The sequence below is a fragment of the Falseniella ignava CCUG 37419 genome, assembly GCF_000301055.1.
GTDB classification, from domain to species: Bacteria; Bacillota; Bacilli; order Lactobacillales; family Aerococcaceae; genus Falseniella; species Falseniella ignava.
This window is the reverse complement of sequence record NZ_JH932300.1, coordinates 322,118-338,644: the sequence shown is the minus strand read 5'-3', so window position 1 is coordinate 338,644 and position 16,527 is coordinate 322,118. Positions and strand designations below refer to the sequence as shown.

Genomic DNA, 16,527 nt, shown 5'->3' with positions numbered 1-16,527 from the left:
GGCCTCTATTCAAGTTCAGACTCAGGAATTTGCTCTAAGTAGTCACGAATCGCATGGCTGACAGATTCTAAGCTACCTTCTTGGAAAGGTACTTTCAAGTTAGCTAACTCAACAACTTGGGTAAAGGACTTCGTTCCCCCTACTTTACAAATGGCTAAGTAGTCTTCCCAGAACGTATCATCTTGAATAATTTGACCACGTTGCCAGAATTGTAATGCACAAACTTGCGCTAAAGTATAGTCAATATAGTAGAATGGTGAGTTGTAAATATGGTGTTGACGCATCCAGAACGCACCGCCTTCTAGAACTTCGTTTCCATCATAATCTTTCCATGGATTGTATAGTTTTTCAAGTTCACGCCATTTTAGACGACGCTCTTCTGGAGTCATCTCAGGATGCTCGTAAACTTCATGTTGGAAGTGGTCGACTAGCACACCATATGGTAGGAAAATAGCCGTTCCCGCTAAGTGAGCATATTTTTGCTTCGTTGTTTGTTCTTTAAAGAACAACTCTAACCATGGCCATGCCATAAATTCCATACTCATTGAATGAATCTCACACGTTTCAAATGTTGGCCATACTACTTCAGGTGTTTCAATCCAACGAGATTCAAACACTTGGAAACCATGCCCTGCTTCATGTGTTAGGACGTCCACATCATTCGATGTGCCATTAAAGTTAGCAAATAAGAATGGGGCTTTGTAATTCGGAATATAGGTACAGTATGCGCCACCTTGTTTACCAGGTTTTGTTTCTAAATCCATCACATCATGCTCGAGCATGAAATCAAAATATTCTTTCGTTTCAGGTGACATTTCGCTATACATACGTTTTGCATTCGCAATAATTTCTTCCGAATCCCCTTTCGGTGTTGGGTTTCCTGATAAGAAACTTAAGCCTAAGTCGTAGTTTTTCATTGAGTCGATACCGAGACGTTTGCTTTGACGTTCGTAAATATATTCGACTAGTGGAACAACATGTTTTAAGACTTCTTTGCGGTATACTTCTACATCTTCACGGGTATAGTCTAAACGATTCATTCGTGCGTAACCCATCTCAACATAGTCTTTAAAGCCTAATTGAACTGCCATTTTGTGACGTAATTTCACTAATTCATCATAGATTCGGTCGAGCTGTTCCAAGTTTTCTTGGAAGAAATTCCACGATAATTGGTTCACTTCTTGACGAACTGCACGGTCTGGCGATTCAAAGAATTTACTTAATCCCGTTAAGTTATATGTTTCGCCTTGGAATTCAATTTCTGCTGAAGCTAAAAGCTTAGAATATTCAGAAGATAATTTATTCTCTTGTTGAAGTAATGGAATAATTTCCGGACTGAAAACTTTCAAATCATTTTCCATCATTTTAAAGAACGTTTCAGGAAGTTCTTTTTTGAAGTCTTCAAGGTAAGGTGAATCTAGGATTGCCTTATAATATTCAGTATTATATTCACTAATATAAGGTAAATTTTCATCCCAAAATTCATTTTCTTTCTCATAAAATTCATCGCGCGTATCAATCGAATGACGAATTGAAACTAGCGTGTACTGTGTATCAATATCACGTTGGAGTGATTGAATTTGCTTAATCACATCCAATCCTGCTGATGCACTATCCGCTTCACGAAGCGATTGGATTAAGCTTCCATATTGCTCTTTAAGTTGTTCTAAGTTCGGACGTTGATATTCAAAATCTTTAAATTTCATCTCATAACCTCCATTTTTATTGTTTAGTTTATTATAACACATCCATGAAAGAGGATACATGAGAGAATGTTCTCGTAATCAGAAAATCAAAGCAAATTGACAACCTATGGTATAATTAATAATGCAGATAAATGTATAAGGAGGGATGATGATGCCACATTCTAAATCGAATAAACAACAACTATCAGGGGTCGTCACCCGTTACAAGATTATTAAACCAATGGATCCAACGCTCGTGTACGTCGAAATATCCACAGAAGCTGAGGAAATCGTGCGTTGCATTATTGCTCGTCAAGCACTCACTTTCTTAATGGATGTGGCTGTCGGTGATTTAATCCAAATCTATGGACATTACAACAACCGCCAACAATTTGTTATTGAACGATACACTTCAAACCAAATTCAAGCAAATCGCTCAGCAGTGGACCATCCACCCCATTTACGCTACCCTCATCGAAAGGAGGATGAATAATGGCAGGTTATAGCACCAATCCTGAAGTTCGTCAACGGATTGAACAAAAATTACAACTTCTACCCGACCTCCCGGGAATTTATATGATGAAAGATCAACACGACCAAATTATTTATGTAGGAAAAGCTAAAAACTTACGTAATCGAGTTCGGTCGTATTTTCGTGGAGCGCACGATACGAAAACTACAAAATTAGTGGCCGATATCCATAATTTCGAAACGATTGTCACTAACAGTGACAAGGAAGCGTTGATTCTGGAAATTAATCTGATTCAAGAATATAAGCCGATTTACAATATTCGACTCAAAGATTCGACAATGTACCCGTACTTAAAAATTACGAGTGAACGTGATCCACAATTAATCATCGTTAATCAAGTGGAAAAGGACGGCGCCACTTACTTTGGTCCTTTCCCAAATGTATATGCTGCAACAAGTACGATGGATTTATTGAACCGTGCCTACCCGCTCAGACGCTGCAGCAAGACCGAAAAACGAGCCTGCTTCTATTATCACCTCGGACAATGTATTGGTCCATGTGACCACGAAGTCAGCCCTGAGGAATACCAAACCCAAATCCAAAAAATTAAACGATTCTTTAATGGCGATGTTAACGAGATAAAAAGTGAACTCGTTCATAAAATGGAGCGAGCTGCTGAAAATTTGGAATTTGAACAAGCAGCAGATTACCGCGACCAAATTCAATATATTGAGAAAACCGTCGAGCGCCAAGTGATTATGAGCCAAGGTTATGACAATATGGATGTCTTTGGCTATACTTATGATTTAGGGTGGCTGTCGATCCAAGTCTTTATGTTGCGTCAAGGTTCCATAATAAAGCGTAAAGCAGCGATTTTCCCGTGTGTTGGAGACCCTGAACAAGAAGTCACAACCTTTATCGCTCGCTTCTATACTGAGCAAGAGCAACTTTTACCGAAATCCATCCTAGTACCGAGTCAAGTTGACCATGCCCTGCTCGAAGATTACTTTGAAATTCCTGTGACTACCCCGCTTCGTGGTAAGAAACGGGCGATGTTAGAACTTTGCGAGAAGAATAGTCGAATTGCTTTGGATGAGCGTTTCCGTTTATTTGCTCAAAATGAACAGCGGACGACGATCGCGACGACTCAACTCGCCGAAGCCTTAAATATTGTTTCCGCGGAACGGATCGAGTCGTTTGACCATTCTAATATTCAAGGAATTCATGCGGTTTCTGGGATGGTCAGCTACTTCAACGGTCAACCTGATAAGAGCCAATACCGGAAATTTAGAATTAAAACGGTCGAAGGCGCTAACGAGTACGCTTCGACCCAAGAGATTATCCGCCGCCGTTATACGCGACTCATTAAAGAAGATCAACCGCTGCCGGATTTGATTTTAATGGATGGAGGACTCATTCAAGTTCGAGCTGCGCGAGATGTCTTAGAAAATGAGCTCGGCCTATCCATCCCAGTTGCAGGAATGGTCAAAGATGACCGACACCGAACAGCAAACTTGTTAGATGGCTACAGCGAGGAAATCATTGACTTACCACATGACAGTCAAGCATTCCTATTGTTGCAGCGAATTCAAGAGGAAGTTCACCGCTACGCGATTACTTATCACCGTTCGGTCCGGTCTAAGTCACAATTCGGCTCTATCTTAGATCAAGTCCCTGGTGTCGGTCCGAAGACTCGCAATAAATTGTTAAAACACTTTAAAGATTTACCTGCTATGCGCGATGCAGACCTCGATGAATTCAAATTGATTGGTGTGCCTCGAAAAACCGCCGAGCGCGTTCAAGAAACACTCCGTGAGCAACTTACTTCATAAAAAATACGCTCAAAGACATGAAGTCTTTGAGCGATTTTTTGTTGCGATGGTGAACAGCTTGATGCCAAGTCGTTATGTGGTAATTTTGACTGTGGAGTGGCCTTGTGGAACAAGAATTTGGAGATTAAGACCATTGTTGTACAAATCTTATCTGAAAGTTTGGAGAATGGGACCACAGTTCTACCAATCTTATCAGAAAGTTTGGAGAATGGGACCACGGTTGTACCAATCTTATCTAAAAGTTTAAAGAATGGAAACACGGTTCTACCAATCTTATCCGAATGTTTGGAGATTACAATACCGATTCTCGTAAATCAATCCTATTTCAAAATAATCTCCCCATCTTTCAAAAAAAACAGGTTGGAACATCGTCCAACCTATTATATATTAAAAGACAATTACAGGTGTACCGTAAGTTACATAGTTGTAAATAGTGATGACTGCATCGAGTGGCGTATTGATACAGCCAAGTGATCCGGCATAAGTCCAGACATCTCCACCGTATGCGCCCTGCCAGCTTGCATCGTGGATTCCTTGGTCTTTATCATCGAAGCGAATCCAATATTTAACCGGTGTTGCATAATCAACATTTAAGAAAGGATTGGTTCCACGTAACTTCGTGTCCGTCAACATTTCGATGACCGCACCCGCTCCTGGGACCGTTTCAGCACCAGGTTGTCCTGATACAATTGGCGTTTCTACGACCAGTTGGTGGTCCACATATAAGAACATATATTGATTCGCTAAGTCAATTTCAATATAAGTTGGACCAATTTCATCAGCTTGGCCTGCATAATTACCGACGCTAACCAAAGCCGGTGTACGAGTTACATCATGACCACTTTGCACATCATTAACAAGATTGCGCGTTTCAGTCTCAATATCGATGCCCCAGCCAAGAATGCCCGGTTCAACCGTCACCACGCCGCGCCAAGTAGACTCAAATTCACGATATTTATTAAAAGTAGCATATTTATCATCAAGTTCTACTAAATAAGCTCGAACGGCTTCTTCATCAACAATTAAATCATTACCTTCGCCAAAATATAGCCAGCTCTCAATTTCTTGTTTCGGAATCGTAATTTCTTCTCCAGCTAACTCATACGTAATCGAAACAGAAGCAATCCGATCGATTGTATCGAGCACTTCGTCAATCACCTCGGAATTACCTTCGTTAAGGGGACGTTCATACGTTGACTCTAACGAGATTGAATCTTTATTTTCAATAATGGCTTGGGCAATCGCTTCTTTCATTAACAGCGGATCGACTTTTGTCCCACGTTTCCCCGGAACCGAATAATAGCCTGATTTCTTGTCATATTTGATTTGAGCTTCTTGAACTGGTTCACGCTTTGTATTATCAATACCTATCTTCTTCAATTGTTCAACGAGCGCTTCTTGATCGAGTTCAACCTCTTCAAGCTCCGTTCCAGCTTGATCAGGTTCTAAAAGCTTTGAAAGCCATACATTCGGATTTTGTTGATAGAATAATTCTTTTAATTCTTTATCAACTTTAAATGTTGGCGCCATCGATGACAAATCGAGTTGACCTAATGTTTTTTCTGCTTCAGTCAAAGTAAATTGACGTTGCCCTAATTCTTTTTCAATTTTTTGTTCAGCTTGAGCCATCGTCAAATTGCTGATATCAATATGATAGAATTGTGTCATTGGAACGAAACGGTCCGCATAAAAACCAATCCCGGCCATATAAATTACTAAGACGATGATGAACGATGCGACAATCGTTCCCAAAGTTTTTCGCACACAACCCCTTCTTTCTTCATAATCTCTTACCTAGCATACCAAAGATTTAACTTATTTTGTAAAAATTCATAAAATTTTCATAATTCTTTTTTAACATTTTAAATTTTACTTATTCATACTAACATAAATTTAGTTAAAATTTAAACTATTCTGCATAATTTCAACTAAAAACTCCAATCGAACTTTGAAAGCGATTGGAGTCTAAAAAATTATTTTTTAAGTTTCTGACTTAAGAGTTGGTTAACAGTTTGTGGGTTGGCCTTCCCTTGGGTTTGCTTCATAATTTGCCCAACGAGGTAGCCCATCGCACGTCCTTTACCTGCATGGAAATCATCGATGGACTCTTGATTATCCGCTAAGACCGCATCGACAATCGGCTCTAACTTCGCAGGGTCACTTATTTGAGCCATCCCTTTCGCTTCAACGACTTCATTGGCATCTCCACCGTTGGTCACTAGTTCTTGGAAGAGTTGTTTTGCAATCTTGCTTGAGATGGTACCATCTTCAATTAAACCTATCATTTGCGCTAAGTTTTGTGGTGTTAACTGAGTATCTCCTAACTCAACTTGCGCTTTATTTAAGTATGCTGAGACTTCTCCCATTAACCAGTTCGAAGCTTGCTTAGGATCTGCTCCGGCTTGAATCGTTTCCTCAAAGAAGTCCGACATTACTTTCGTTAAGGTTAAGACATGTGCGTCATATTCTGGAAGACCGTATTCTGTAACATAACGTCGACGACGTTCTCCTGGCATTTCCGGAATTTCAGACTGAACTCGGTCGATCCATTCTTGTGAGATTTTAATCGGTGGAACATCCGCTTCTGGGAAGTAGCGATAATCTGCTGCCCCTTCTTTCGTACGCATCGCAATGGTAGTATTATTCGATTCGTCATAACGGCGTGTCTCTTGCGCTACTTGGCCACCACTACGAATTAAGTTGGCTTGACGTTGTTGTTCATAAATTAATCCTTTACGGACAAAGTTAAAACTATTTAAGTTTTTCAATTCGGCTTTCGTTCCAAATTTCTCTGCTCCATAAGGACGCAGTGAGATATTGGCATCACAACGCAAGGATCCTTCTTCCATCCGAACATCTGAGACACCCGTAAAGAGCAAGGTTTCACGCAAAGCTTCTAAGAAAGCATACGCTTCATCAGGACTACGCAAATCAGCCTCGGTTACAATCTCAACCAATGGTGTTCCTTGACGGTTTAAATCGACATAGGAATAACCATCGTCCGCATGAGTATTTTTACCGGCGTCTTCTTCTAAATGAATTCGGTTAATACGAATTCGCTTCGTCTCACCTTCAACTTCAATATCCAAATAACCGTGTTGGCCGATCGGTTCAAAGTTTTGCGTAATTTGGTAAGCAGAAGGGTTGTCCGGATAGAAGTAATTCTTCCGGTCAAAGCTCGTTTCACGAGCTATCTCACAATGCAACGCAAGTGCCGCTCGCATTCCGTATTCCAAAGCGCCTTTATTTAATACAGGGAGGACGCCTGGATAAGCCCAATCTTTCTCATTGGCATTACTATTGGGCTCTGCTCCAAAGTGTGCAGGTGAAGTACTAAAAATTTTGGCTTCTGTCTTTAATTCAACATGGACTTCCAGTCCGATAATCGTTTCAAAATTCATTCCTCTTACCTCCTACAAAGGTGCTTGCTGACCGGCAAAGTCATGGGCTTGTTCAAAATGATAAGCTAACTGGAATAAAGTTGCTTCATCTTGTGGCTTGCCAATTAATTGCATTCCAATTGGTAAATTCAAGTGATCTAAACCTACAGGAATCGACATTGCAGGCAGACCCGCTAAGTTAGCAGGAACGGTCAGTAAATCTGCCATATACATCTCAATCGGATCTTCAAATTGGCTGCCTAACTCATAAGCGGTATTCGTCGTCACAGGACCTATCACTACATCATAAGATTCAAAGACACGTTTGAAATCTTCAATAATTAATGTTCGGATACGCGCTGCCTTCTCAAAGAAACGTTCATAGTTATTTACACCCAAACTATATGTTCCAATCATAATACGGCGCTTCACTTCTTTACCAAAACCTTCCGAACGCGAGCGCACATAAACTTCTTCGTTCGTATGAGCATCTGGTGAACGGTAACCGTAACGAACACCATCATAACGTTGCAAGTTCGAACTTGCTTCCGCGGATGCTAAGATATAGTACACGTTCACGCCATGGGCTAAGCTCGGCATTGAAACTTCCTCAATAATCGCTCCTTCTGATCGGTAGAAGTCAATTGCTGCATCCACTTGTTTACGAATTTCCTCGTTAATCGCATCGGAACGAAATTCTTTCGGTACCGCAATCTTCATCCCTTGAATCGATTGGCCAATCTTGGTGCTATAATCTGTATCATTTTGTTCAAAAGATGTCATATCATGTTCGTCATGGCCTGCAATCACACTTGTTACTAGTGCTGCGTCTTTCACCGTTAAAGCTAATGGCCCCACTTGGTCGAAACTTGAACCAAAGGCAATCGCTCCATACCGCGATACTGCACCGTAAGTTGGCTTAACCCCAACGAGACCATTTAATGCGGCTGGTTGGCGAATACTACCACCTGTATCAGTTCCTAAGCTCGCAGGAACCATACCGGCAGCAACGGCTGCGGCTGAACCTCCAGATGAGCCTCCTGGTATACGTTTCGTGTCCCATGGATTATGAACCGGCCCATAATAAGACGTTTCATTCGATCCCCCCATGGCAAATTCATCTAGGTTCAACTTACCGATAATAACTGCCCCAGCATCTTTTAATTTTTTAACGACCGTTGCATCGTATGTTGGGATAAAGCCTTCAAGCATGCGGCTCGCTGCGGTCGTCTCGATACCTTCTGTGAGGATATTGTCTTTAATACCAATAGGTACCCCATTTAAGACAGGACTATCTTCACTGTAGCCACGCTCATCAGCTGCTTGAGCTTGCGCTAAAGCCTGCTCTTTAGCGACCGTAATAAATGCGTTAATCGTGTCATCTACTTGTTCAATGCGGTCAAAGTAATGGTTGACTAACTCCACACTGGACAATTCACCTGTTTTAAACGCTGCTTGAATTGCTTCGATTGTCTTAGGAAATTGTGTCATCGCTTATGCCTCCTGACTCTCTAGAATGGCCGGCACTTTAATGTAGCCATCTTGTACCATCGGCGCATTATTTAATAATTGTTGGTAGTGCTCATTCTTGATCGCTTTATCTTCACGGTATACATTCATCAGATGATTGCCGTGATACGTTGGTTTAACGTTGCTCGTATCCACTTCTTCTAGCGAGTCCAACATATCGAGAATTTCTTTGAAATCTTCGATAAATCCAGCGACTTCGTTCGCATCAAAAGCCAACTTCGATAACTCGGCTACCTTCAATACTTCTTGTTCTTGTACCATCGCAATTCCTCCTAATTAAATACATGACTTTCGAACTGAGTTGCCCCAGCAGGTCGACCGACATACCCTTCAACGCCGACATCCGAGGTAATTTTTATTTCTATTTCAATACCACCAGGTAGGGTTGATTGGGCAACATCAGTAATATGTTGCTCGAGTGCAATAATTTCTGATTTTTGGTAGAACTGCGTCACAATTTCAATGTGTAGCGCAGCAAGACCATCATTAATATAGAGCGCTTCGCCAACAATACCGTTTAAATTCGGGAAGAAATTAACAATTTGTTGACGGAAATTATCAAAGTAACTGAATTGTTCATCTCCATCTTGCGGATTTAAAATCGGTAAAGCGATTCGATATTCATTAATTTCTGTCCAGTCTGTCACCGAGTTGCCTTCGCGTGAGATACCATCCAGTAAGAATGTACCTCCGACGATTTCTTCATTTGGCGCATTCCGGAAGATACCAACCGCAATCGGAACTGAACGCAAGTCTTGACTATTACGCAAACGACCGACAATAATATTGGCCAATTGACGTCCACGCTCACGCATCTCACCAACGGAGATTTCTTGAGTATGAATAACCCCTTCCGAATCTTGATATTCATAGACACTGTTCATTGCCAGTCCGATAACAATGCCGCTCAGGCTATAACCTTCTTCCGTCTCTACCAATAAATTCTTTTCCATTATTTGTGATAAATAAACTGGCGTTGGCGCTACGTCCGTTACTTGAGAGTCTACTTCAGTTGTTGTCGTCTCTAAGTTGGCTGCTTCGTTTAATTCATTTGCCGGTGAACCATCTTCTAATGTCGCTTCTTCCATATTGAGTTCACTCGTTTCTTCAGCAATCGACTCAATTTCTGGTAAAGCAGGGTTTAATCCTTCTGGATTAGTCTCAGATTCACGCCCAACCCAGCTTGTTAAGGTTTCTCGACCAATGACTTGCCCTTCTCGCATAAAGTATTGATCCGTTGGAAAAATACTTTGACTCATTCGAAGAAGTCCGTCTTCAAGGGCTCGAATATTGCGCGCAGAATTTACTGCGTAATAAGTACTCGCAGAGCTTGAAGGTTGATACTTACCATCCACAATGGCTGCGCGATAATAGTTATTCGCTAATTGATTTGTGGTTGTCTGAACATCGACCTGATTCGGTTGATATTCGGTACGACCTTCATCCACTTCGTTGGAAATATCTCCTAAGCAGCCGGCTAGTAAAAGGATGACTGCACTCAAGAGAAATGGTTTCATTGTTTGCTTCATAGTTTACTCACTTTCTTGCTTCATTTGAATAAATTGACTTTCATCAATAATTGGAATATTCAGCGATTGTGCCTTAGTATATTTGCTGCCGGGATCTGCTCCGGTAATCAAGTAGTCCGTATTTTTAGAGACACTACCAGTCACTTTAGCTCCTTGCAGCGTCAGCCATTCTTTCGCTTCTTGACGCGTCATTTGGCTTAAGGTCCCGGTTAATACAATCGTCTTGCCAGCCCATGGTGACTCGCTTAAATCTTGCTCCGAGCGTTGTGGACCTAAGTATTGCATATTAACACCCGCGTCTTTTAGCTCCTCAATTAATTGCTGGCTTTCAGGCATTTGCATAAAATGAACGATGGACTCGCTAATAATCTGCCCAATCCCTTCAATGGTCTCTAATTGAGTGGCCGTTACTTCCTTTAAGGCATCCATATCTTCAAATTGCTCAGCAATCATCCGAGCTGCTTTTGCACCGACATGGCGTATGCCAAACCCAAATAGTAGACGCTCTAACGAATTTTCTTTCGAAGCTTCAATCGCCTTTAGGTAATTCATTGCACTTTTCTCACGAACATTCGGTAAGGTTAACAATTGTTCTTTGGTTAAATGATAAAAATCAGCGACCGTCTCAACTAAATCCGCATCAATCAATTTTTCAATCACTTTCTCGCCGACTCCGACAATATTCATCGCACCACGTGAGGTAAAATGACTTAAGTTGGCCAGACGTTGTGCCGGGCAAAGTGAATTGTCACAGCGTAAAGCTACTTCGTCTGCGTGACGCGTTAACGGTTCGCCACACTCTGGACACTCCGTTGGAATTGCCAGAGGTTCACTCTCCGCTGAACGGCGCGCTGTATCAACAGACAATACTTCTGGAATAATATCTCCCGCCTTATGGATGGTGACGATATCTTCTAAACGTAAGTCGAGCGCTTGGATTAGGTCAACATTATGGAGCGAGGCCCGGCTGACCGTTGTGCCAGCTAGAGGAACGGGATCCATCACCGCGGTCGGCGTAACAACCCCCGTCCGGCCGACCGTCCATTCGACCTCCCGCACTGTTGTCTCAGCTACTTCGGCCTTGAATTTATAAGCAATCGCCCAGCGAGGGGATTTGACGGTATAGCCAAGTTCGCTCTGGACTGCGACGTCATTGACTTTAATGACGACACCATCAATCTCGTAAGGTAAGGAGTGACGCAACTCATCAATATGTTCAATATAGTGCCATATCTCATCAAGTGTTTGGCATAATTGACGCTCTGGATTTGAGCGCAACCCAATTGTCTTCAGCCAATCAAATAATTGAGCTTGCGATGTTGGAGTATCGCTCCCCGCCTGCGCGACACCATACATAAAAATATTTAACTGACGCTCACTAGCAGCTCGAGGATCTACTTGTCTAAGTCCTCCTGCTGCAGCATTGCGCGGATTCGCAAAAGGAGCTTGCCCTTGTTGTTCTCGGGTTTCATTTAATTGTTGAAAGACCGCCTTAGGCATATAAGCTTCGCCACGAAACTCCCCACTGACGGATTCATTGAGTCGCAAAGGTAACGATTTGATGGTCTTCAAATTCGACGTGATATCTTCGCCAACTGTCCCATCACCACGGGTTGCTCCACGAATAAACTTCCCATCTTGATAGGTTAAAGCTACCGCTAAACCGTCAATTTTACACTCACACATATAGGTCAATGACCGGCCAGCTAAAGCTTCGCAACGCTCGATAAAAGCGGCTAAATCTGCTCGATTAAATGCGTTACTTAAACTATACATTGGCTCGGCATGACTTACTTTAGAAAAGCCTTCTAACAATTGGTCTCCCACGCGTTGCGTTGGGGAATCGGATCGAATCCAAGAAGGATGCGCTGCTTCTAACTTGAGTAACTCGTGATACAGCTGATCGTATTCGTAATCTGTAATTTCAGATTGGTCTAAGACGTAATATTGATACGCATAATGATTTAATAGATCGGTCAGCTGATGCATGCGCTGCTTAACATCATTCGTATGTGTTTCGACCATCCGATGCTCCTCCTTTATTCAAGTTCTACCAACAAATTGTTTCTAAGCAATTATAACACTTTTAGCGTGAATACTTAACTATTATCTGATGATACTATTCATCAAGGGGCTCAATCGGTGCTAACGAACCTAGTAGTTGTTTGATACCTTGAGATTCAAAGGCAATACTCAGTTGTTGGTCACTGCCCTCATCTTTAATTGCCACAATCGTACCTTGCCCCCATGCTTTATGACTGACTTTGTCACCGACAGTCCAAGTTTGACTTTGATTTTGTTGGACACGTTGACGAATTTCTGCGCGAGTCGGTGTTTTCCGGCGTGGACCAATCGATCTGCGTCTTGAAGTGTTTTGCCCTAATACTGTTGATTGGAAGCTACTGCCAACGTGTTGTAGATATTGGCTGTCAATCTCATCGATAAAGCGACTTGGTTCATTATATTGATAATTACCATACAACAGACGACGGCGTGTCGAAGTTAAAAATAACCGATCTTCTGCTCGAGTCATCCCAACATAAGCGAGACGACGTTCTTCTTCAACCTCACTTGGGTCTTCCAACGCACGACGGATTGGAAACAACCCCTCTTCCATCCCTACCATAAAGACATAAGGGAACTCCAATCCTTTGGCAGCATGGAGTGTCATCAAAGTGACTTGGTTTTCCGTCTCATTTTCAGCTGCATCGGTCATTAAGGATAAATCCGTTAAAAAGAATCGCAGACGTTGCTTCGGCGTTGCTTCGGTTGAAGTCGCATTGGCTTCTCCTTCTCGTTCCGATTGCGCCAAATAATCAGGGTCGCGTTCTAAAAAATCGGCATTCTCGAGTTCATCGTATTCATGAGCGACCGATAGAAATTCATTTAAGTTATCCAATCTGGCTTCCGCTTCAATGGTACCTTCTAGCTTAAGACTTTCTTGGTAGCCAGCCGCTTGCCAGACCGCCTCAATCAGCTCACTTAGCGTTAAAAACTCCGCCTGACGGTGCCACTGCTCTACCATATTCGCAAAGTCGACTAATTTCTCCTGGGTCGCTTTCGATAAGTTCGAATAGCTCAAACGCGAAATCGATTCGAATAAGCTCATGTCAATTGACGCTGCAAATTCTGTCAGTCGCTCAACTGTGGTCGCGCCAATACCTCGTTTAGGGACATTAACAATCCTTAAGAAACTTAAATTATCAGCTGGATTATCAATGAGGCGTAAATACGCTAACGTATCTTGAATTTCTTTACGGGCGTAGAACTTGGTCCCGCCGACAACTTTATAAGGCAGGTTCACTCGCATCAATGCTTCTTCGAGCGCACGCGACTGCGCTTGAGTCCGATATAGAATCGCAAAGTCACGGTATTCCAACCCTTGATCCTCTTTGGCTTCCATAATTTGTTGAATCACATAGCGAGATTCCTCGACATCCGTCTCCGCTTGGTAGTAGCGGATTTTTTCGTCAGATTCACGCTCACTCCACAGTTGCTTCGGTTGACGATGTGGGTTGTTTTGGATAACCGAGTTGGCTGCTTTGAGAATCGGCTGGGTCGAACGATAATTTTGTTCAAGCAGGATGACTTGTGCGTCTTTGAAGTCACGTTCAAAGTTTAGAATATTTTCCATATTAGCACCACGCCAACCGTAAATACTTTGGTCCGCATCCCCGACCACACAAATATTTTGCAAGATACCTCCGGCTAAATAACGAATCAATTGGTACTGACTCTCGTTCGTATCTTGGTACTCGTCGACATGGATATATTGGAACTTCCGTTGATAGAAAGCCAACACCTCAGGTTGTTCCGCAAAAAGTTGGTTGGTCAGCATAATTAAATCGTTAAAATCCATCGCATTACTCTGCTTCAAGCGCTTCTGATAGCCCCGGTAGACTTGTGAATAAATATCCGCTAAATAACCGACTGCCTCCTCGGCGTATTGTTCCGGTGTTTGCCCTTTGTTTTTTGCTTGATCAATCAGGCTGAGCATTTCTTTGGGGTGATAGCGTTTGGAATCTAGATTGAGATCTTTTAGAACCTGCTTCATCACGGTCTGCTGCTCCCCAGCATCAATAATTGTAAAGTTACGGTCATAACCAATATGGTGATATTCTCGCCGTAAAATTCGCGCACACATCGCATGGAAGGTCGCAACCCAGATGGATTCGGCACCTTCTCCAACGAGTTGCTCCACCCGTGTGCCCATTTCGCTCGCGGCCTTATTGGTAAACGTAATTGCTAAAATATTCCAAGGGTTCACATCTTGATAAGCGATTAAATACGCAATTCGGTGCGTTAAGACACGCGTCTTACCGCTCCCAGCACCTGCCGCAATGAGTAGCGGCCCTTCGGTCGTCATCACAGCTTGTCGTTGTAGATCATTTAATCGATTGATGCTGTCCATTAATCGTGACATCTTATTCTCCTTTACTAATACTGGCTGACGTGAATTGTCACGCCGTAACATTCCTCTTGACAACGAAATGGAGAATAAAATTTTCACTTCGTGAAGTGATTCGCTTTACTCTCCATCTGTTCATTTAATTAGTTTAATAATAATTCTGTTGCTTCAATTTGACGGCGACACGATTCAAGCGAGTCTCCCGTCACATTGACGTATCCTTGAATCGGCTGATGTAATGAATTTGATGGGAAAATCGCAAATCCCCAATCCGTTCGTGTTAAGTACTGAATCATCAACTTATCCGTATCGATTGCGGTAAGTGGTAACGCGATACCAGCCGGATGATTGAGCGTCAAGCTGGGTAGCGCCATGTCAAACATCGCCCGCAAGGTCGCTTCATAATGCGACACACTCATCGTCCCAATCGTGAACATCGATTCTTCATTCATTCCAATACTAGCTTGGTTAACGTACATAACCCCCGCAGACGTCACTAAGAATTTCAAAGTGAGCGATCCACGTAAATTCAGCTGGTTGGCAAGATGATAAGCGATACGTCGCATTTCTTCTTCCACCGGACGCATCAATTGCGCTGGGTAGGCTACTTGACGGGCAACTGGCATCCCTTCATGACGAATATCAAATGGTGGATAGATCAAAATTTCACCACGCTCATTGCGTATGACAATGAGCGACACTTGTTTTTCAGCCGGAATCCAAGCTTCAAGTAAACAAGTTGTTTGAGCCAATTTAGCTTCTGCTAAATTGAAATCATTCTCGCTATACAGAATTACGTGGTCGTCTGCTTTCGCAATATGACGCTGCGTAGCTTTTAAGACGCAAGGATAGCCGATATATTCGACCGCCTCTTTCAAGTCGGTCATATTGGTGACCATCGAGAACGGCGCCACTAAGACATGATGGGTATCTAGGTAAACTTTTTCAATCAGACGATCTGTTGTAATCGCCATCAAGTCGTCAGACATCGGCAAATCAGTGTGCTGATTCAACACGCGTAGTGCTTGGTTAGATAGGATTCCCTTTTCAGGAATTGCCAAATCAACACGCGCGCCAAAGTATTTTAACGCCTCATCTTCATAATCTTCAACCACAGTCTGCCACAAGGCATGCTGCCGCACTGGGTTCTGCTCCTCAGTAACGAGACTCGCCACTCGGTAACCGAGCCGCCCTGCTGTTTGCGCTAAGACGGCCGCCGACAGACTAGAGCCGATAATACCAATCGTTGAGCCAGGTAGATGTCGCTGAGCCATCCTATCGCTCCTTTCATTCATATCGTATATCTGATATCTTACCATTTTGTCCTCATTTACGCTAGAGAGTTCTACCAATGCCGCTTGAATATTGTGGGTGCATCACGCTTGATTAGACAAAGTGCCGGTGTGGAGGGGCTGAGTAAGCGGGATTGGGGTGGGGAGAAAGAAGAGATATTAATCAACAGCAGGTTTGGCTTGGCGAGAGCGGGGTTAGACTAATAAAACCCAGACTTTGGTTTGGCAAATACCGTGCCAGACTAATCGAACACTTAATTTGGTTTGGTAACCCTAAAGCCAGACTAATCAAACACTTACTTTGGTTTGGCGAACACCGTGCCAGACCAATCAAGCACTTACTTTGGTTTGGCGAACCCCGTGCCAGACCAATCAAACTCTTACTTTGGTTTAGCGAAC

The 16,527-nt window shown here is 42.7% G+C and carries 12 protein-coding genes; 2 read left to right on the top strand and 10 right to left on the bottom strand.

Going from position 1 to position 16,527, the window contains the following annotated elements; all coding sequences use genetic code 11:
• Window positions 1-5: 5 nt before the first annotated feature.
• Window positions 6-1,706 (bottom strand): M3 family oligoendopeptidase, encoded by a 1,701-nt coding sequence (locus HMPREF9707_RS01730; protein WP_006700991.1) that lies wholly within the window; start codon window positions 1,704-1,706, stop codon window positions 6-8.
• A 151-nt stretch (window positions 1,707-1,857) separates the two neighbouring features.
• Between HMPREF9707_RS01730 and HMPREF9707_RS01725 the strand changes: the two genes are divergently transcribed.
• Window positions 1,858-2,178 (top strand): hypothetical protein, encoded by a 321-nt coding sequence (locus tag HMPREF9707_RS01725; RefSeq protein WP_006700990.1) that lies wholly within the window; start codon window positions 1,858-1,860, stop codon window positions 2,176-2,178.
• Window positions 2,178-3,989, top strand: coding sequence for an excinuclease ABC subunit UvrC (gene uvrC / locus HMPREF9707_RS01720; RefSeq protein WP_006700989.1), 1,812 nt, complete (start codon window positions 2,178-2,180; stop codon window positions 3,987-3,989). Before HMPREF9707_RS01725 ends, uvrC begins: the two co-directional genes overlap by 1 nt.
• 387 nt (window positions 3,990-4,376) lie before the next feature.
• On the opposite strand, the gene HMPREF9707_RS01715 is transcribed toward uvrC, so the two are convergent.
• From HMPREF9707_RS01715 to HMPREF9707_RS09175, 9 genes are all read right to left on the bottom strand, one after another.
• Window positions 4,377-5,753, bottom strand: coding sequence for a L,D-transpeptidase family protein (locus HMPREF9707_RS01715; protein ID WP_006700988.1), 1,377 nt, complete (start codon window positions 5,751-5,753; stop codon window positions 4,377-4,379).
• A gap of 209 nt (window positions 5,754-5,962) precedes the next feature.
• Window positions 5,963-7,390 (bottom strand): Asp-tRNA(Asn)/Glu-tRNA(Gln) amidotransferase subunit GatB, encoded by a 1,428-nt coding sequence (gatB, locus tag HMPREF9707_RS01710; RefSeq protein WP_006700987.1) that lies wholly within the window; start codon window positions 7,388-7,390, stop codon window positions 5,963-5,965.
• 12 nt (window positions 7,391-7,402) lie between these two features.
• Complete coding sequence (gene gatA / locus HMPREF9707_RS01705; protein WP_006700986.1) at window positions 7,403-8,860, bottom strand: Asp-tRNA(Asn)/Glu-tRNA(Gln) amidotransferase subunit GatA; 1,458 nt, start codon at window positions 8,858-8,860, stop codon at window positions 7,403-7,405.
• 3 nt (window positions 8,861-8,863) lie between these two features.
• On the bottom strand, window positions 8,864-9,160 hold the full coding sequence (gene gatC, locus HMPREF9707_RS01700) for an Asp-tRNA(Asn)/Glu-tRNA(Gln) amidotransferase subunit GatC (RefSeq protein WP_006700985.1): 297 nt from the start codon (window positions 9,158-9,160) through the stop codon (window positions 8,864-8,866).
• Window positions 9,161-9,171: 11 nt separating this feature from the next.
• Window positions 9,172-10,416 (bottom strand): CamS family sex pheromone protein, encoded by a 1,245-nt coding sequence (locus HMPREF9707_RS01695; protein ID WP_232217652.1) that lies wholly within the window; start codon window positions 10,414-10,416, stop codon window positions 9,172-9,174.
• Window positions 10,417-10,431: 15 nt separating this feature from the next.
• Window positions 10,432-12,453 (bottom strand): NAD-dependent DNA ligase LigA, encoded by a 2,022-nt coding sequence (gene ligA / locus HMPREF9707_RS01690; protein ID WP_006700983.1) that lies wholly within the window; start codon window positions 12,451-12,453, stop codon window positions 10,432-10,434.
• Window positions 12,454-12,547: 94 nt separating this feature from the next.
• Window positions 12,548-14,851 carry a DNA helicase PcrA gene (gene pcrA / locus HMPREF9707_RS01685; RefSeq protein WP_006700982.1) on the bottom strand — a complete coding sequence of 768 codons (2,304 nt, stop codon included), beginning with the start codon at window positions 14,849-14,851 and terminating at the stop codon, window positions 12,548-12,550.
• 128 nt (window positions 14,852-14,979) lie between these two features.
• Window positions 14,980-16,110: an ATP-grasp domain-containing protein gene (locus HMPREF9707_RS01680; protein WP_006700981.1), complete on the bottom strand. Its 1,131-nt coding sequence runs from the start codon at window positions 16,108-16,110 to the stop codon at window positions 14,980-14,982.
• 181 nt (window positions 16,111-16,291) lie between these two features.
• Window positions 16,292-16,527, bottom strand: a 236-nt coding sequence (locus HMPREF9707_RS09175; RefSeq protein WP_232217651.1) for a hypothetical protein, incomplete at its 5' end; no start/stop codon positions are given.

Bases quoted from the DNA above. Each gene is read 5' to 3' on its own strand.
- HMPREF9707_RS01730 (WP_006700991.1), bottom strand. From the start codon at position 1,706: ATGAAATTTAAAGATTTTGAATATCAACGTCCGAACTTAGAACAACTT.
- HMPREF9707_RS01725 (WP_006700990.1), top strand. From the start codon at position 1,858: ATGCCACATTCTAAATCGAATAAACAACAACTATCAGGGGTCGTCACC.
- uvrC (WP_006700989.1), top strand. From the start codon at position 2,178: ATGGCAGGTTATAGCACCAATCCTGAAGTTCGTCAACGGATTGAACAA.
- gatB (WP_006700987.1), bottom strand. From the start codon at position 7,390: ATGAATTTTGAAACGATTATCGGACTGGAAGTCCATGTTGAATTAAAG.
- gatA (WP_006700986.1), bottom strand. From the start codon at position 8,860: ATGACACAATTTCCTAAGACAATCGAAGCAATTCAAGCAGCGTTTAAA.
- gatC (WP_006700985.1), bottom strand. From the start codon at position 9,160: ATGGTACAAGAACAAGAAGTATTGAAGGTAGCCGAGTTATCGAAGTTG.
- HMPREF9707_RS01695 (WP_232217652.1), bottom strand. From the start codon at position 10,416: ATGAAACCATTTCTCTTGAGTGCAGTCATCCTTTTACTAGCCGGCTGC.
- ligA (WP_006700983.1), bottom strand. From the start codon at position 12,453: ATGGTCGAAACACATACGAATGATGTTAAGCAGCGCATGCATCAGCTG.
- pcrA (WP_006700982.1), bottom strand. From the start codon at position 14,851: ATGTCACGATTAATGGACAGCATCAATCGATTAAATGATCTACAACGA.
- HMPREF9707_RS01680 (WP_006700981.1), bottom strand. From the start codon at position 16,110: ATGGCTCAGCGACATCTACCTGGCTCAACGATTGGTATTATCGGCTCT.